We start from the raw sequence: 16,875 nt of genomic DNA on the forward strand, positions 1-16,875 counted from the left end.
TGTACGTCAGTCGCCAGCGGCGAACACAACGCGCCCTGCCGGCGCACGCCCCGCGGCATGAGCGCACACCTGATCTTGGCAGAACCGGAGCGGCGTCAGTCACTTCCCAACCGGGCGGGAGGCGGCCCGTGGGTTTCCCGCTGGCGGTCAAGTCCTATCGGACGTATCCCCGCCGGCCGAGGTGCTCGGCTGTGTCCGGCGGCGCGTTCGACCGCTACGAGCATGCTCGATTCGGGGGAATGCAACAGTCTGGCGCCGAGGTTGATGCGCGCTGTCCCGGTTGCCTGATGCCCTCTGATATAAGCCGGGGTAGAGATGGGACGCGCTGAGAAACAACATCTCCGAGACTGCGATTCACAAGCTGATCCGCTCTCTTCTCGACAGATCTGATCTGGAACTTGCCTCTTTTCGCATTCTGGCATGACGCCGCACCGGGAACGAACCGCCTGGTTGCGCACCCAACCACCCGATGGTCCGCGTAGCTGACCTGGCCTCCGACGACTCCTGCTACAACGCTTCAGAGCGCCAGAGCCGGCCTGATCATCACCCACAGGAGTCCGACAAGCACACAACGCAGTCCACGCGGGATCACGCTCGGTCTTCATTTACCGCCCCAAAAAAGGCATATCGGCGATAGTCGTTCTCGGGGTTGGACGGGATCCCTTGGGACCACCCGCGGCTGGTTTGTGGCAGGCTTGTTTCTCGTTGACAACCACCGTGTTAACGCTCACAATCCTGCGATAACAAGTGATCAATGGCCGGAGACAGGGCGGGATAAATGGATCGACGGTCGGTTCTACGTGGAATGACTCTGGCCGGTGCGGCACCGGCCCTACTGGCAGGGCTCACCGATCCGGTGTGGGCCTCGGAGACGGCCCCGGCGGCCGGTCCGCCTTGGGCCACGGTGCCGCCGTCTTGGAAGCTGCGCCCGTTCCCGCTGGGTGAGGTTGCTCTGCGCGATGGTGTCTTCGCCCGTAAGCGGGATCTCATGCTGGAGCACGCCCGCGGCTACAATGTCGACCGGTTGTTGCAGGTCTTCCGCGCCAACGCCGGCCTGGACACCCTCGGCGCGGTCGCCCCGTCCGGCTGGGAGGGCCTGGACGGCGAGGCCAACGGCAACCTGCGCGGCCACTACACCGGCCACTTCCTGACGATGCTGGCCCAGGCGTACGGCAGCACCGGCGACAAGGTCTTCGCCGACAAGCTCAAGTACATGGTGGGTGCGCTGGTCGAGGCGCGGGCGGCGCTGCGTGCCGACCCGCAGTGGCTGAGCGTGCCGGGCCGCTTCGGCACGGCGGTGCAGCAGGTTCGCGGCTCCTACCGGTACGTCGATCTGCCGGCCACCGTGCTGGGTAACAGCGCATCGATCACGATCGCGGCCTGGGTGAACCCGGCGCACGCCGCCAACTGGGCCCGGATCTTCGACTTCGGCAACGACACCCAGCGGTACATGTACCTGGCCGCCCGCAACGGCGACGGCGTGCCGCGATTCGCGATCACTACCAACTGGGCCGGCGGCGAGCAGGGCATCAACGGCACCGCGACGCTACCGCTCAACCAGTGGAGCCACCTCGCGGTCACCATCGGCGGTGGCGTCGGCCGACTGTACGTCAACGGAACGCAGGTCGGTGTGAACACCGGCATGACGCTGAACCCGGCAGTGCTCGGCACGCTGCGCAACAACTGGCTCGGTCGGTCCAACTACGCCGGCGACCCGCTCTTCGCCGGCGGGCTCGACAGCGTCAACATCTGGTCTTGGGCGCTGAACGCGGACGAGATCACCACGCTGCAGACCACGCCCGGGCAGGGTGACCTCGCCGCGTACGCCTGCGACGAGACGTCCGGGAACGCACTGATCGACCACTCAGGCCGAGGACAAGACGGCACGCTGCTGCGCACCTGGGGCGGGCCGAGCCACCCGGGCTTCCTCGCCGCCTACCCCGAGACGCAGTTCATCACCCTCGAATCGATGACCGCCAGCGACTACGCCAAGGTGTGGGCGCCCTACTACACGGCCCACAAGATCCTGCAAGGGATCCTCGACGCGTACCTGAACACCGGCGACGAACGCGCCCTGGATCTCGCCACCGGCATGTGCGACTGGATGCACTCGCGGCTGTCCAAGCTTCCCGCGGCCACCCTGCAGCGCATGTGGGGGCTGTTCTCCAGCGGCGAGTTCGGCGGCATCGTCGAGACGATCTGCGACGTGCACCGCATCACCGGCAGTCCCAACCACCTGGCCCTGGCCCGCCTGTTCGACCTGAACAGCCTCATCGACGCCGCCGCGGCCGGCACCGACACGATCACCGGCCTGCACGCCAACCAGCACATCCCGATCTTCACGGGCCTGCTGCGGCTACACGACGAGACCGGCGAGCAGCGCTACCTGAACGCGGCCCGCAACTTCTGGCCGATGGTGGTGCCGACCCGCATGTACAGCATCGGCGGCACCAGCACTGTCGAGTTCTGGAAGGAGCCCGGCGCGATCGCCGGGTCGCTCAGCGACACCAACGCGGAAACCTGCTGCGCGTACAACCTGCTCAAGCTGAGCCGGACGCTGTTCCTGCACGAGCAGGACCCGAAGTACATGGACTACTACGAGCGCGCCCTCTACAACCAGATCCTCGGCTCCAAACGGGACCTCGCCGACGCCGAGAAACCGCTGGTCACCTACTTCATCGGCCTCGTGCCCGGGCACGTACGCGACTACACCCCCAAGCAGGGCACCACCTGCTGCGAGGGCACCGGCATGGAGAGCGCCACCAAATACCAGGACACCGTGTATCTCGACACGGCCGACGGCCGGGCGCTCTACGTCAACCTCTACAGTTCGTCGAAGCTGACCTGGGCCCGGCGGGGAATCACGCTCACCCAGACGACCCGCTACCCGTTCGAGCAGAACACCACGATCAAGGTAGGCGGCAACGCGACCTTCGAACTCCGGCTGCGGGTGCCGGGGTGGGTCAAAGGCGACTTCAAGGTGTACGTCAATGGCCGCCGCGCTCCCGGCAAGGCCACGCCGGGCAGCTACTTCCCGGTCGCGCGCCGCTGGCGCGCCGGTGACACCGTGCGTGTGCACATCCCGTTCCAGCTACGCGTGGAGAAGGCCCTGGACGACCCGTCGACGCAGACGCTGTTCTACGGCCCGGTCAACCTGGTCGCCCGCAGCGCAAGCACCAACTTCCTGAAGATCGGCCTATACCGCAACTGCGCCCTCTCCGGCGACCTGCTTCCCAGCCTCACCCCGGTCGAGGGCAAGCCGCTGCACTTCACCACCATCGACGGGATCGAGTTCGCACCCTTCCTGGAAGGCACCGAAGACCCCAGCCACGTCTACTTCACCCGGTCCGAACCGACCGTGGTCTTCGGCAATCACGACTCCGGAGTGGCCAACCCGGCCAAGCCCGACGGCACCACCCTGCTCGACGAAATCTGGGCCGCCGCCCCCTTCCCGACCCGAGCTGCGTTCCTCACCAAGGTCACCAAAACCGTCAACGCCTGGGTGACGGTCGCCCTCCTGACATCTACGGACGCCACCAGGATCCTCACCACGGCCCGCGCAGCGCACTACGCCTGCTGACCAACCCGTCCGCCGGTCGGCAACCAGCCATCCAGTTGCCGACCGGCCCGACTATGTAGAACCGGAACGGCTGCATCGCGGAGTCGGGACGGGATGCACGCAGGTCACCGTGGCCAAGCCAGCGCCGTCCACCGCGTCGCGCCGAAATCCGGCAGAAGCCATCCATCGTGTCCCCGAGGCCATACTCGGACAGGAATCGGAGACAGTCTGTCCGCCGCCAGCCCCGGTCGAGCAACGGGAAGACGTTGTGTATGTTGCCGACGTCCGAGTCATGGGCCCGGCCGATCTCGTCCAGGCTGATCCCGATCGCCACCTGCGCCCGCACCCCGGCCGGCACCGCGTCGGACGCGGGAGCCGCTGGCGGGACTGTACAAGTAACGCCGGCTTCAAAAACCGCGTCGTCGAACAGCGCGCCACCCTCGGCGTCGACGTCGAAGTCGTCACCAAAGACCCACAGGCCAGGGGATTCTCAGTAGTCAAGCGGCGGTGGGTCGTCGAACGCAGCCTCGGCTGGATCATGCAGCACCGACGCCTCGCCCGCGACTACGAAGCCCTACCCGACAACTCCGCCAGCATGATCCGCATCGCCATGATCGACAACCTCGCCAAACGCCTCACCAACGAGACCACCCCAACCTGACGAGACACATAAACACGCATCACTCGCAAAAAACGTGAATCATACGTTCTCTGAGCGCTATTCAGAATGGCTTGCCCCGAGGTGTGATGATCCCGAGTCCGGTGACGCTCCCCAGCACTCGAAGGAAGTTGGTGAGGCGTTCGCCCCAACTGGCATGGAGGATGTTCTGTTAATCAGGTTGCGATGATGCGCAATCGACTGCGGCAGGCTGCTGTTGATGGCGGTAGTGCCGTGCCGACCGGGGTGTTAGGGTCGCCGGATGCCTTCACTCCTTACCAAGCCATTCCTCGCCGGACGCACCGCGCTGATCGTTGTGGACCTGATGCCGCGTATCGTCGAGCAGGACATGGGCCCCCACAAGGGGGCCGACGTGGTGGCCCGGGCAAGCCGCCTGGTGACAGCGTTCCGCCGGGCAGGCGGCACCGTGGTGCTGGTCCGGGTGGATCGGCCGGGCGTTGCCGAGCAGCCCCCGGGCAGTGGGTTCGTCCCGGAGATGGAGCCGCAGCCCGGCGACATCATTGTCGTGAAGCAGACCATTGGTGCGTTCTACGGCACAGGATTGGCCGACCAGCTGCGGGAGCGCGGTGTGTCTGCAGTGGTCATGACCGGCCTTGCCACGACGATGGGTGTCGAGTCGACTGCGCGGGCTGCGTCCGATTACGGGTTCGAGGTCATCCTCGTGGCCGATGCGATGAGCGGTATGGCGGCGGCGGAGCATGACCACGCTCTGACCGTGGTTCTGCCGCGGTTCGGCGAGGTCGTCACCACTGACGAGGTGCTCGACTGGCTCAGTTGACGCCTGTCGCGCTTACTGGTCGGGGGATTCTCGCCTCACTTTGCGGGCCTCACCGAAACGCGCTACGTAATGGGCCCACTGTGCTCAAGAACACGAGTGTCACTACAGGTGACGGCGGCTGCCCGGTAGTAGATCGACTGGTTTGTGTGGAACACCGAGATCACCGAGGGGCAGCCGCCGCGCTGCCAAGCTATGACCGGACTACCCGCCGATCAAGTCCGCGAACTGGTCGGCGCGGTGTTCGGCCTGCTCGGCGGGGTGTGGCAGCCGGTCCATGGCCGGCGGCGGGTGCTGGGCTTGTATCGGGCGGTAGTGCTGACCCTGTTCCTGATGCGCCGAAACGAGGCCCAGGTCGTGGCCGGTGAGCTATTCAGTTGCTCGCAGTCCAGCGTGTCGCGGATCGTGCGCCTGCTGCGTCCGCTGCTCCGACAAGCGACCGCCGAGTTGGCCGGCCAGGTACGCCAGCAGGCGAAGCGCTCAGCAGTGCTGGTCGACGGACTCTTGGCCCCGACCGGCAAACGCACCGGCGTACCCGACCTGTACTCCGGCAAGCGCCACACCAGCGGGTTAAACATCCAGGCCGTGTCTGACCTGGCCGGCAGGCTGGTCGATGTCGGGTTACCGGTTCCCGGCGTACGCCACGACAGCAAAGCCCTGACCGAATCCGGAATCGCCGACCGTTGGGCCAGCCACCTCAAACCCGGCGGGCCCGGCATGCTCGCCGACCTCGGCTACCTGGGCACCGCCGCGATCACCGGCACCCGCAAACCCCCGAAAGCAGACCTGATCAACGTCCAACGCGCCTGCAACAAGGCCATCAACAGCACACGGGCCGCGGTCGCTCTGTGTCTATGCCATGGCGTTCAGCCAGCTGGCGAGGAGTGGCAGTACAGCTCGGAGGTCGGTTCCGTCGGCTGAGGCGTGGGCGGCTGCGAGGACCGCAGGCTTGGTCGAAGCCGAAGCGGTCGCACAGGTAGGTGCCCACGGGCTCCCACGCCAACGTGGCCAAGACAGGCGCCAATCCGTGCCGGCGGCACCAGGAGACGGTCTCGGCGATGCCATCCACGAGCGGCAGCGACTCCAAGAAGCCACGCACGTCCGCCGGAGTCCGCGTCGCCCAGCCGCAGGCGTCGAGGACGGAAACCTCCGCGTTGCTCAGCGTGCCAGCGGCGTAGCCGGCTTCCGCGTGCCGTACAACCTCGGCACGGCCCAGCAAATTCGCCAGGTGCTGCCCGCTACTGGTGCGCGGGACCAACGTCCCGTCGACGTCGAAGAACACCGCTCCACGCACCACGGCAGAAGATTATCGGCCACCGCTGGCGGTCCAGCCACCAGCACGGCCAGCACGGGCTTCTGCCGCCAGGCGCGTGCCAACGCGTTAAGCAGTGGACGGAAGGCAGGAGCCGGTCAGCGCACATGCCACCCCATCGCGGAGGCGCTCATGCACGTCCGTCATCTCCTCGAGCACCACCAGGAGCGATAGCCACGGCCGAACGTAAAGTGCCCGGATCTGCCGCGAACTGGGCGGTGGTGCGGGTGGCCCGCTGTGCGTCGGGCTGACGTCGGGGCATCATGAGAGCATGATCATGCGAATCTGGCGCACGCGGGTAGACGAGGGTCGGGCCGCCGAGTACGAGCGTTTCGCCGCCGAGGAGTCGTTGCCAATGTTCAGCGGCCAACCGGGTTTCCTCGGCCTGCTGTTCGGGCGGGCGGGCACCGAGTGCGCGGTGGTGACCCTCTGGGAGGACGACGCGGCGGCTGAATCGCTCGAGGCGTCACCGAACTACCGCGAAACGGTCGCCCGGATCGGCGCGACGGGATTTCTGCAGGGAGCATCGACCGTCGAGCGCATGAACGTGCACGGCGGCCAGTTGCCCGGCGGCTGGCGTATGGAATGAGCAGCCGGCGGCACGCCCAGAAGCTGACCAGGTCGGGTGCGCGGATCTGCAGCAGATAGGGCGCGTTACCTGTCGGCTGCTGCCCTCACTCTCCGTGGTCGGACGTTGGTCCGGCCGGCTTCCTGTGGGTAGTGGGCGGGCATGTCGTACTTCGGGTGGTAGCCGCCGGCGGTGAGGAAGACGCTGCCGGCGGTCGGCGGAATCCAGGCACGCAGCTGGTCGACGGTGTTGCCAGTTGTCCCCGTGTCAGGATCGAGCCTGCCATTGCTGACAGTAGTTGTTCAGCCACGCCCACAACCGGACGGTGGTGCCGTCCGTGGTGCCGCAGTCCGCCACGTCCGCGACCTTGCCGCTGTTGACGTTCTCCAGCCTCATCCAGCCGTCCTCCGTGTCTATGAGGGACCATCGCTGGCAGGCGTTGTTCAGCCACGACCACTGCTGGATCTTCGTGCCGTCCGCAGTGCCGCAGCCGTTGACATCCAGTGCCTTGGAACTGGCGAGATTGATGAGGCGGTAGTTGCCGCCAGCGGCCTCGTCGATGCGCCAGCGTTGGTTCGCGCCACCGTTGCAGGTCCACAGCCCGGCATCAGCCCCGTCCACCAGCGAAGAGGCGTACACGTCCAGGCACTTCCCGGTGGCCCGGTTGACGAGCGTGACCTCGCTGGTCGTCGCCACCGGCAGCCGGAGGCGGGCCTGCACCGGCAGGTGGTCGCTGGGGAACTGTCCCGATCCCGAGCCGTACGTGTTGATGGCCGCAGCTGATACCGTCACGCCCCGCGTCGCGAGTATCCAGTCGATGCGAGCACCCCCGGCCACCAGCGGCTGGTAGTTGTGGTACGTGCCGTACGCCGGTCCGGTGGCCGCAGCCGCCGTCCAGGTGTCGACCAGCCCCGCCTGCCGGACGAGGACGTCGTAGACCGGGCTGCCAGCCCATGGCCCACTGTTGAAATCTCCGGTCAGCACGATCGGCAGCCCCGGAGCCAGGGCCGCCAGCCGAGCCCTGATGAGCTGCGCGGCCCGCTCACGGGCAAGGGCGCTGGCGTTGTCCAGGTGGGTGTTGACCGCGTACAACTGCCCACCCGTGACAACGTCGCGGAACCGGACCCAGGTGACCATGCGGATCGATCCGCCGCCCCACGTGTTGGATCCCACCACCTCCGGCGTGTCCGACAGCCAGAAGTGGTGCTGTTCCAGCGGCTGCAGGCGGGTGTTGTCGTAGAAAATGGCCATGTACTCGCCCCTGGTGCCGCCCTCCCGACCAACGCCGATGAGTTCGTAGCGGCTGCCCAGATCCTGCTTGATGTTCGCGAGTTGGCCGGCTAACCCCTCCTGAGTACCGATCAGGTCTGGCTGCTCGGCAGTGAGTAGTTCACGCATGGCCGGCCGGCGCTGCGCCCACGAGTTTGGCCTGCTGCTGCTTGCGTACCGCAGGTTGAACGTCATAACGTCCAGATCCGCAGCGGCCGGCGACCCTGCGAGCTCATCGAGCGTCGCGGCGGCGGCCGGCGTGGCGGCCAGCAGGCCACCGCCGGTGAAGAACACCGCTGCGGCCAGCGCGACGGCGACCGAGCGGAAGCACGCTAGTCGGCTCACCGCTTGTCCGGTGCGGGTCATGACCACGGGCCACCTTCCATGATCACAAATGGTGGGGTCCACACCGTATCGAATATCGCCGTCACGCACGAGATCATCTGATGTGCTCATCAGGCTGAGCTGTTCATCGACCCGGCAGGGCTATCACTGTGGAGCTGCGCGTGGGCTCCACTGGTGCCGACGGCCACGGCGTAGCCGGATCTCGGGCTAGGTAGTCGGCGCGCGGTCGTCAGGCCTGTGCGGCACCGCATTGTTGACCGGGCCGACCATGGCGTGCCGGTGCAGGCGACGGCCGGCGATCATCTTGAGCGCACGCCAAGGGTGGCCAGCGGGCGGCCGCCCTTGGCCTGCAGTGGCATCCCGGCGCTGTTCCAGGCGCGCAGGCCGCCGGCGAGGTCGTGCACCTGTCGCCCCTCGCCGGCGATCAGCGCAGCCGCCTGCCGCGGGTCAACGGACCGGTACGGCTTGCGGAACAGTTTGGTGAGCAGCGCGGATACGAACATCTAATCCCCTCTGATGCTGTGTGGCGTGGCGGGTGCGACCGGGCACCCATCTCCTCAGATACCCCGGGGGTATTTGAGGGTGGTAGTCGTGGTGTGCGCCACCATCTCGGGGTCTTCCCGGGGAGGGCGGTCAGGCGGTGACGGGGTTGACGATCGTCTGGATGGCGACGAAGGCGGCGATGGCGAAGACGAGCCAGGCGAAGGCGCGTTGCAGCCGCTGGGTGGGCAGCCGGACGGCGAGTCGCCCGGCGGCGAGGGAGCCGGTGGTGGCGGCCAGGGTGAACGCCGCGGCTATGCGGTAGTCGATGGCCGCGTCACCGGCGTGCGCGGCGAACCCGGCGGCGGAGTTGACCACGATGATCACCAGTGAGGTGGCAACCGCGGCGGGCATGCTCAGACCGAGCAGCAGGACCAGGGCGGGGATGATGAGGAAGCCGCCGCCGACGCCGAACAGGCCGGTCATGAAGCCGACGCCGATTCCGGCTGCGATGGATTTGGGCAGGCAGCCGCGCCAGTTGATGCCGCCGCCGGGCAGGGCGCAGTCGCCGCCGGAGTCGTCGGTGCTGCCCAGCATCCGCCACCCGGCGAGCACCATCAGGGCGGCGAAGCCGATCAGGACCAGGCGGGGGTCGAGCAGCCGGTTGGCGGCGGCGCCGGCGAACGCGGCGGCGGCGCCGGTGCCGCCGACGATGGCGGCGATGCGCCACTGCACCAGCCCGGCCCGCAGTCGCGGGAGCAGGGCGGTGGCCGAGGAGATGCCGACCACCAGCAGTGAGGTGGGCACGGCGGCGGCCAGGGTGAGGCCTGCGCCGTAGACCAGGGCGGGGACGGCGAGGATGGAGCCGCCGCCGCCGAGCAGGCCGAGCAGGATCCCGATGACCGCGCCGAACCCGACAGCGGCGATCATGACCAACCCCGGCCCGGCCGGCAGCGGATGCTGCGGTGACACGGCACGGCGGCTACCGCCGGTCACCGGTCAGGGCGGTGACGACCTGGTCGAGGTCGGTGCGCGGGCCCCGGTTGTACGGCAGTTTGGCCAGCAGCATGCCCATCGCGCAGGTGTTGGTCAGCGCGGCGAACGCCAGGCCCGCGCCGATGAACGCGGCCACCCACTTCACCGGCTCTGCGAGGGCGCTGGCGAGCACCGCAAGCAGGACGATGCTGCCCGCGACGAGGCGGACCTGCCGTTCCAGGTCCCAGCGCGGCGTGCCGGTGGTGACCGGCGCCTGGGCGGCCTGCCAGGCGGTGATGCCGCCGGTGAGCACCCGGAGGTTCGGCAGGCCCGCCCCAGCGAGGGCCTGTTCGGCCTGGCCAGCGCGTTGCCCGGAGCGGCAGACGAGGACGACCTGCTCGTCGAGGTGGTTACGCAGTTCGCCGCGGTGCTCGCGCAGCAGATCGAGGGGCACGTTGTAGGAGCCGGGGATATGTGCGGCCTCGAACTCGGCCGGGGTGCGCACGTCGATCAGCCGCGGCGCGTGGCCGGTGGTGAGCAGGTGTTGCAGGGCGGGGACGTCGAGGGCGGCGGGGGTGCCAGTGGGGGTAGTCATCGAGTACGGGTTCTCCAATTCAGTTTCCGGCGACGATGGGCAGTCCGGCGTCGGCGGCGTCGGTGTAGGCATCGTCGATGTGCACGACCTGCCGGCCGGCGCGCTGCAGCAGGCTGGTGGCGGCCGCAGCGCGGTAGCCGGAGCCGCAGTGCACCCAGACCGTGCCGGCGGGCACCTCAGCGAGTCGGGCGGGCAGGTCGGGCAGGGGGATGTGCACGGCGCCGTCGATGTGGTCGGTGCGCCACTCGTTGCTCATTCGCACGTCGAGCAGCACCTCGACGGCCGGCAGCCCGTGCGGCGGAGTTCCGGTCCGGGCGGCGGCCAGGTCGGCGAAGGTGGCGGTGGTGAGCTGGGCGAGGCGAGTGTCGTCGCCGCCGGCCCACTGCTCGGGGCTGCCGGTGGCCGCGGCGGCGGGCCGATCGATGCCGATGCGAGCCAGCTCTCGCTGGGCGTCGGCGACCTGCTGTTCGCTGTCGCCGAGCAACGTGATCGGCGTACCCCAGGGGGCCATCCAGGCCAGCCACGTCGACATCGGCCCATCCAGGCCGAAGCTCAGCGTGCCGGTCAGGTGCCGGTGGGCGAATGCCTTGCGGTTGCGCAGGTCGACCACCCACTCGCCGTCGGAGATCCGGGTCGCGAGTTCGGCCGGGTCGGCGGCGGCGGCCGGGGTAAGGTCGATCAGGTCGGCGCCGGCGGTGTTGCGGGCACCCATGTGGGCGTAATAAGCCGGATAGGCATCCAGGCCGGCCAGGGTTTCACGGACGAAGTCGTCGGTTTCGAGGCGCAGTGCCGGGTTGGCGGTGCGTTCCCGGCCGATCGTCGACTCCGGCGCGTCGGACTGGGTCGCGGAGCAGAAGCTGCCGAAGCCGTGGGTGGGCCACACTTGCGCGCCGTCGGGCAGCAGGTCCGCCAGCCGCCGCACCGAGGTGTGCTGGTGCTCGGCGAGGGTGTGGGCGTGCTGCTTGCCGAGTAGGTCGGTGCGGCCGGTGGTGCCGAACAGCAGCGACCCGCCGGTGAATACCCCGACCGGCCCGTCGGTGTCGTCGAGGACGTACGACAGGTGATGGAAGGTGTGCCCGGGCGTGGCCACCACCCGCAGCCGCATGCTCGCCGACACGCTGATCTCATCGCCGTCGGCCACCGGCCGCCGGTCGAAGCCGACCTCGTCGGCGGCGGCCACCAGGTACGTCGCGCCGGTCAGCTTCGCAAGGGCCAGGCCGCCGGAGACGTAGTCGTTGTGCAGGTGCGTCTCGGCGACGTGCGTGATCCGCACGCCGAGCCGGCCGGCCAGGCCCAGGATCCGGTCGATGTCGCGCTGCGGGTCGACCACGACCGCCACCTGCCCGTCGTGGGCCAGGTAACTGCGGTCGCCCAGGGACGAGGTCTGCACGACCTCCACGCTCACCTCAGTCATCACATACCTCTCCTCGTTTGTTTACGGTGCTCAACGGTGGGTCTCGACCGGGTACCCGGCCTGGTGCCACGCTTCGGTGCCGCCGGACAGTGACTGCACTCGGGCGCCCGCGGCGGACAGCAGCCGGGCTGCGGCGAGACTGCGGGCACCGGAGTGGCACACCGTCACCACGTCCTGCCCGGCGTACCGGGCGGCGACCGCTTCCACCTCATCGAGCGGCACGTTCACCGCACCCGGCAGGTGACCGCCGGCGTACTCAGCCGGGCTGCGCACATCGAGCAACAGGCCAGCGCTGCCGCTGCGACTCAGCTGGTCAACAGAAATCTCACTCAAAGTCACAAAGAACTCCACTCAGTCTATACCCCTGGGGGTATACAGCGGCCATGGTTCGGCCATGAGATGAACCGAACTGCCGCCCCATGCCAGGCGGCAGGGGCGCGGAAGATTCGGGATCAGGACAGCGACATGAACAGCTTTTCGAGCTCTTCCTCGCTCATCGGCGGCTCCTCGCCGCGCTTGCGGGCGGTCTGGCATTCCCGCATCCCAGTAGCGATGATCTTGAAGCCGGCCCGATCAACGGCACTGGACACCGCGGACAGCTGGGTAAGTACCCGCTTGCAGTCCTCACCGTTCTCGATCATCGCAATCACCGCACCGAGCTGCCCCTGCGCCCGCTTCAGGCGAGTCAGTGCGTCCTTGAGCAGGACCGGGCTCATCTCCATGGGTACACCTCCACCGCGAATATACCCCAGGGGGTACCCGCCATCACGTGACCAATATACCCCCCCTAGGTATCCCTCGTGTCTACGGTGACCTGCACCGCACGTACCAGCAGATCCGGGCTTTCCCCGCCCGGCTGCGGTGCCGCCGCCTGATCGGATACAGCAGAGCAGGTCGTCCCACATGCTCGTGATCAGGTCGAGGTTTGAGCCGGCGAGTCAGCAGCGCCCCGGCCACCGCGGTCACTGCGGAGATCCCGACCGCCGAGCCGAACCGGGTGAACGTGTACAGCAGCCCGCCGGCCAGGCCCTGCTCCTCCTAAGGGTGACAGTCCGCTCGGGAGGGCACAGCTGGTCGACTGGTACCTGCCGGACGATGCCGTGCTGATCGACCTGTCGTCGTTGCAGGACGTCGAGATCGATCCGGCGGCTTCGACGGCAATCGTGCGCCCGGCGGTCGAGGGCCAGGTCCTCAACGCGGCGCTTGCCGAACACGGCTTGATGTTCCCGACCGGTCACTGCCCCGACGTCGGAATCGGCGTGTTCCTGCTGAACGGCGGATGGGGCTGGAACTCCCGGGCATGGGGCCGGCGTGTTTCAGCGTCCGCGCCGTCGACGTGGTTACCCCAGACGGACGGTTGGTCAGGGCGGACAAGACCACCGATCCGGAACTCTTCTGAGCCGCGCGCGACGGAGGCCCTGGCTTCTTCGGCGGGATCACCCGATTCCACCTCACCCTGCGGCCCGGCTGGTCGGTTCCGCGCACCACTAGCAGAACTCGAAACGCCCTAGCGGGCGTTCGGAAAGCAGGGTCGCCCGCTGGTGGACGGCGACCCTGCTTCCGTTCAGAACGCGTACGGCCCGAAGCGTCCCCACACCACGACGGCCGCGAGCACACCCAGGACGACGTTCATAGCGATCTTGGACCCCGCCGATTCTCGCGCGTGGGCCACGATGGCACCGACCATGATCACGACGATGCCGACGGCCGCGACCGGGCTCAGCACCGGGGCGACTCCGGCGAGCGGCGGAACGACCAGGCCGACGGCGCCGAGCACCTCGACCAGGCCGAGGAGCTTGACTCCTGGGGCGGAGAAGGAGCGGACCCATTCGCCCAAGGGGGCGACGAGTTCCTCTTTCGGCTTGGCGATCTTCGTCAGGCCCGCGCCGAGGAAGACGGCGGCCAGCGCTCCCTGCACGACCCAGAGCACAATGTTCATCAATTGTCCAATCTGCGTTGAGGATGGAAAAAATCAAGCCGAGCCAGCCCTTCCGCTGATCACCGCGCCATGAGGAGTCTGGGGGCGGCATTGCCCGTCAGGGAAACCAAGGGGCGGTACGGAAGCGGTGGTTGGTACGGGATGCGTGATGGACTCGGTGCGGCGGTCGTCGTCGGCCTTACCCCGGAACGCCGTCGTTGACCTCGTAGCGGGTCGCGGGTGCCGCGCCCTTCCGTTGGCCGGCGGGCCTGGCACTGCGCAGGCCGAAGGCGGGGACTGCCGCTCCCAGCAGCACCATGGCCACCGGGACGACGAGCGCGGTGCGGTAGGCGTCCAGCACCGCCCGGTGAGCCATCGGAGCCGGCCACGGCGATCCCGTACACCGCGGTCACCGCGGAGATCCCGACCGCCGAGCCGAACTGGGTGAACGTGTACAGCAGCCCGCCGGCCAGGCCCTGCTCCTGCTTGGCCACGCTGTCGGTCGCCGCGATGGTGAGCGGACCGTAGGCGAGGGCGACGGCGATACCCGACAGGAGCAGGCCCGGGAAAATCGCCGCGTAGGACCAGTCCATCCCCACCGGCAGGAAGAGGCCATAGGCCACGATCGCCAGCAGGAAGCCGCCGAAGATCACCCGGCTGTTGCCGTAGCGGTTCACCAGTCGCGGGGTGAGGATGGGCGCCAGCACGGCGTCGCAGCACATGACGATCAGCGCGATCGCGGCGGAAGATCCCCAGCCGGACGAGCGGCGCTGTGGCGCGTCGTTCGATCAGGATGAACGCCGCCACCAGCGCCAGCCCGGCGGCGAGCGCGCCGAGGGTCAGCCCGCGCCCTGCGCCGCGGTGGTCGAGCCGGACAATGCCGTAGGCCAGCAGCAGCATCGCGGCGGCGGCGCTGGCCGCAGCCGGCAGGTCGTAGCCGTGCGGTGCGGGCTCGGGGCGGGCCTCGGCCGGCAGCAGCCTGAGCGCTGCGAGCAGGATGGCACCGGCCACGAACACCGGGGCGAAGAAGACCCAGCGCCAGCCGAGTTCGGTCAGCAGCCCGCCGATGACGAGGCCCAGTGAGAAGCCGCCGGCGCCGACACCGGCGAAGATGAGCAGGGCCTTGTTGCGCTGCGGCCCCTCCGGATACGAGGTCGTGATGATCGACATGGCGGCGGGGGTCATGAAGGCCGCCGCCACGCCGGTGACGAACCGGGCCACGACCAGCATCCAGCTGTCGGTCGCGAAGCCCCCCAGCATGGAGAAGACAAGGAAGACGCCCAGCCAGGTGAGGAACATCCGCCGCCTGCCCAGCAGATCGGCAGCCCGGCCGCCGAGCAGGGTGAAACCGGCGTAGCCGAGCACGTAGCCACTCATGACCCACGCCGTGGTGCCGGTGGTCAGGCCGAGGTCGGCGCGGATGGCGGGGACGGCAACGGCCAGCATCGCGATATCGATGCCCTCGAGGAAGATCGTGCCGCACAGGACGAGCAGCAGGGCCCAGGCTCGTCCGCTTGTGCGGGCCGCAGGGATCGTGGACACGGATGCGCCCCTCACCCGTTGAGCCGCTTGGTCACTTCCGGGTCTTCCGCGACCGGCGCTGTCCGTCGCGGAAGCTGCACGGACCCTGCCACGTCGCCAGTGCCCGCACGTCGAATCATCCATCCCGGAGCCTCCACAGGCTTCTCGCTGTCAGTGGGAATGCCCGGCGATCGCGCGGAGGAAGGCCACGTTCTCGGTGACGCGGACTCCAATTCGGACATTCCGTACCTGCGGTTGGCGGACAGTTTCACAATGGTGGTGCGGCTGGCCGGGTCGACGAAGACGAACTGGTTGTAGACGCCTATCGCGGTGAAGTCGCCGCGGAATCCCGCGGGAAGCCACCACTGGTAGCCGTAGCCCAGGTCGGTGGTGTGCCCGCCGACCCAGGGCCGGCCCGCCTTCAGGTGCGGAGCCGCGACGGCCACGGAGTCGCGCACCCACTGCGCCGGGATGATCTGCTTGCCCTGCCAGAGCCCGCCGTTGCGGTAGAGCTCACCGAGTCTGGCGAATCCCGTGCGGTCATGTTCAGGCCGGCGGAGGCCATCTCCGTGCCGGCGGAGTCCACGGCCCAGTAGCCGGGGGATTCCATGCCGAGGGGCTCACACAGTTTTTCCTGCGTGTACTCGCTGAGGGGACGGCCGGTCGCCCGGGTCAGCAGTGCTCCCAGTGGCCGCCGGAAAGGACGGCGACCTTCCCGCCGTACGCCGCTGCACCGCGGACCGCGGCGATGACCTCGTCTTCGGTCCGTGGCGAGACGACGAGGTCGGGTGCGGGGTCGAACCGCAGCTTGTTGAACACCAGCCCGTGCAGGCGCTCAGCGAAACCCGCTTCCCCGCGTGACAGCTGCGGAACTCCCGCACTCATGGTCGTGCCCTCACCCGCCGACGAGCTGGCGCGACTCGTGCCAATGGATGAATCGCCAACCACCGTCAGTCCGACGCAGAGCGGCCGAGAGCCGTGAGTCGCCGGCGAGCGACTCGCCGGAGTCCTTGAACTCGAACGTGGTGTGGCCCCGCCAGTAGACGAGCGCGACATCGCCGAGCACAGCGACGTCGCTGCTGATCTCACGCCCTTCGATCCGGCCGACGACTCCCGGAATGCGACGCCAGTAGTCGACGATCGCGTCCCACGTCATGAACGCGACTTCGTACTCCTCCGGCTGGTAGACCAGGTGCTCGTAGCCGTCGTCCCACAGATCTTTCATCGCCTCGAGATCCATCGCCTGCATCGCCTGGGCGAAGGCCGTGCACGCGGCGTGGACTGCCGTCTCGTCGTCAGTCATCAGTGTCCTTGTCGTGTCAGTCATCGGTGTCCTTGTCGTGATGGAAGGTCCGGCTATTGGTACCCGTGCCGGATCAGTCATCGTCGTCCTTCAGAGGGTCCCGACCGATGCGGAGGCTTCCGGCTTCGGTGCATGAAAAAGTAGCAGTACCACTCGGTTAGG

The 16,875-nt window shown here is 68.2% G+C and carries 19 protein-coding genes and 2 pseudogenes; 6 read left to right on the forward strand and 15 right to left on the reverse strand.

Annotated elements, in window-relative coordinates:
- Positions 1-904 precede the first annotated feature (904 nt).
- From MCAG_RS13810 to MCAG_RS13825, 4 genes and pseudogenes are all read left to right on the forward strand, one after another.
- A complete protein-coding gene (locus MCAG_RS13810) occupies positions 905-3,580 on the forward strand; it encodes a beta-L-arabinofuranosidase domain-containing protein (RefSeq protein ID WP_198141559.1) in 2,676 nt (891 codons plus the stop codon).
- 376 nt (positions 3,581-3,956) lie between these two features.
- Positions 3,957-4,220 (forward strand): annotated as a pseudogene (locus MCAG_RS13815) (transposase); the annotation flags it as partial.
- Positions 4,221-4,479: 259 nt separating this feature from the next.
- Complete coding sequence (locus MCAG_RS13820; RefSeq protein WP_007073601.1) at positions 4,480-5,016, forward strand: isochorismatase family protein; 537 nt, start codon at positions 4,480-4,482, stop codon at positions 5,014-5,016.
- 144 nt (positions 5,017-5,160) lie between these two features.
- Positions 5,161-5,934: a transposase family protein gene (locus tag MCAG_RS13825; RefSeq protein WP_157548049.1), complete on the forward strand. Its 774-nt coding sequence runs from the start codon at positions 5,161-5,163 to the stop codon at positions 5,932-5,934.
- Here the strand turns inward: MCAG_RS13825 and MCAG_RS30755 are convergent.
- Positions 5,834-6,310 (reverse strand): HAD family hydrolase, encoded by a 477-nt coding sequence (locus MCAG_RS30755; RefSeq protein ID WP_007073603.1) that lies wholly within the window; start codon positions 6,308-6,310, stop codon positions 5,834-5,836. The two genes, MCAG_RS13825 and MCAG_RS30755, sit on opposite strands and share 101 nt — an antisense overlap.
- Positions 6,311-6,596: 286 nt before the next feature.
- Between MCAG_RS30755 and MCAG_RS13830 the strand changes: the two genes are divergently transcribed.
- Positions 6,597-6,914 carry an antibiotic biosynthesis monooxygenase gene (locus tag MCAG_RS13830; RefSeq protein WP_007073604.1) on the forward strand — a complete coding sequence of 106 codons (318 nt, stop codon included), beginning with the start codon at positions 6,597-6,599 and terminating at the stop codon, positions 6,912-6,914.
- A gap of 65 nt (positions 6,915-6,979) precedes the next feature.
- Here the strand turns inward: MCAG_RS13830 and MCAG_RS36230 are convergent, their stop codons facing one another.
- The 8 genes from MCAG_RS36230 to MCAG_RS13865 all read right to left on the reverse strand — a co-directional run bounded on the left by MCAG_RS36230 (position 6,980) and on the right by MCAG_RS13865 (position 12,693).
- A complete protein-coding gene (locus MCAG_RS36230) occupies positions 6,980-7,129 on the reverse strand; it encodes a DUF6603 domain-containing protein (RefSeq protein ID WP_369751362.1) in 150 nt (49 codons plus the stop codon).
- Positions 7,130-7,160: 31 nt separating this feature from the next.
- On the reverse strand, positions 7,161-8,528 hold the full coding sequence (locus MCAG_RS13835; protein WP_157548053.1) for an RICIN domain-containing protein: 1,368 nt from the start codon (positions 8,526-8,528) through the stop codon (positions 7,161-7,163).
- 278 nt (positions 8,529-8,806) lie between these two features.
- Complete coding sequence (locus tag MCAG_RS13840) at positions 8,807-9,010, reverse strand: hypothetical protein (protein ID WP_036373364.1); 204 nt, start codon at positions 9,008-9,010, stop codon at positions 8,807-8,809.
- A 130-nt stretch (positions 9,011-9,140) separates the two neighbouring features.
- Complete coding sequence (locus tag MCAG_RS13845) at positions 9,141-9,959, reverse strand: sulfite exporter TauE/SafE family protein (protein ID WP_232290164.1); 819 nt, start codon at positions 9,957-9,959, stop codon at positions 9,141-9,143.
- Between the two features lie 10 nt (positions 9,960-9,969).
- The gene (locus MCAG_RS13850; RefSeq protein ID WP_036377122.1) at positions 9,970-10,557 is read right to left on the reverse strand and encodes a rhodanese-like domain-containing protein; all 588 of its coding nucleotides are present in this window, start codon (positions 10,555-10,557) and stop codon (positions 9,970-9,972) included.
- Between the two features lie 19 nt (positions 10,558-10,576).
- Positions 10,577-11,971: a rhodanese-like domain-containing protein gene (locus MCAG_RS13855; protein WP_036373365.1), complete on the reverse strand. Its 1,395-nt coding sequence runs from the start codon at positions 11,969-11,971 to the stop codon at positions 10,577-10,579.
- 30 nt (positions 11,972-12,001) lie between these two features.
- Positions 12,002-12,310 carry a rhodanese-like domain-containing protein gene (locus tag MCAG_RS13860; protein WP_085986159.1) on the reverse strand — a complete coding sequence of 103 codons (309 nt, stop codon included), beginning with the start codon at positions 12,308-12,310 and terminating at the stop codon, positions 12,002-12,004.
- A gap of 113 nt (positions 12,311-12,423) precedes the next feature.
- On the reverse strand, positions 12,424-12,693 hold the full coding sequence (locus MCAG_RS13865) for a metal-sensitive transcriptional regulator (protein ID WP_007073609.1): 270 nt from the start codon (positions 12,691-12,693) through the stop codon (positions 12,424-12,426).
- A gap of 378 nt (positions 12,694-13,071) precedes the next feature.
- On the opposite strand from MCAG_RS13865, the gene MCAG_RS30760 reads away from it, so the two are divergent.
- Positions 13,072-13,482, forward strand: a complete 411-nt coding sequence (locus MCAG_RS30760) for an FAD-binding protein (protein WP_198141560.1) — start codon at positions 13,072-13,074, stop codon at positions 13,480-13,482.
- A gap of 53 nt (positions 13,483-13,535) precedes the next feature.
- Here MCAG_RS30760 and MCAG_RS13870 read toward each other — a convergent pair whose 3' ends face one another.
- The 6 genes and pseudogenes from MCAG_RS13870 to MCAG_RS13885 form a co-directional block, all read right to left on the reverse strand.
- On the reverse strand, positions 13,536-13,910 hold the full coding sequence (locus tag MCAG_RS13870) for a DoxX family protein (RefSeq protein WP_007073610.1): 375 nt from the start codon (positions 13,908-13,910) through the stop codon (positions 13,536-13,538).
- Positions 13,911-13,969: 59 nt separating this feature from the next.
- Positions 13,970-14,596 carry an MFS transporter gene (locus tag MCAG_RS35700; protein ID WP_255348988.1) on the reverse strand — a complete coding sequence of 209 codons (627 nt, stop codon included), beginning with the start codon at positions 14,594-14,596 and terminating at the stop codon, positions 13,970-13,972.
- Positions 14,597-14,738: 142 nt separating this feature from the next.
- Positions 14,739-15,554: pseudogene (locus tag MCAG_RS36235) on the reverse strand (MFS transporter); the annotation flags it as partial.
- Positions 15,443-15,868: a hypothetical protein gene (locus MCAG_RS33685; protein WP_198141562.1), complete on the reverse strand. Its 426-nt coding sequence runs from the start codon at positions 15,866-15,868 to the stop codon at positions 15,443-15,445. The pseudogene MCAG_RS36235 and the gene MCAG_RS33685, both read right to left, overlap by 112 nt.
- Before the next feature lie 214 nt (positions 15,869-16,082).
- Positions 16,083-16,295, reverse strand: coding sequence for an FAD-binding protein (locus MCAG_RS13880; RefSeq protein WP_007073613.1), 213 nt, complete (start codon positions 16,293-16,295; stop codon positions 16,083-16,085).
- A 10-nt stretch (positions 16,296-16,305) separates the two neighbouring features.
- Positions 16,306-16,713: a nuclear transport factor 2 family protein gene (locus MCAG_RS13885; RefSeq protein ID WP_157548055.1), complete on the reverse strand. Its 408-nt coding sequence runs from the start codon at positions 16,711-16,713 to the stop codon at positions 16,306-16,308.
- Positions 16,714-16,875 lie beyond the last annotated feature (162 nt).

The sequence above is a fragment of the Micromonospora sp. ATCC 39149 genome (assembly GCF_000158815.1).
Classification (GTDB): domain Bacteria; phylum Actinomycetota; class Actinomycetes; order Mycobacteriales; family Micromonosporaceae; genus Micromonospora.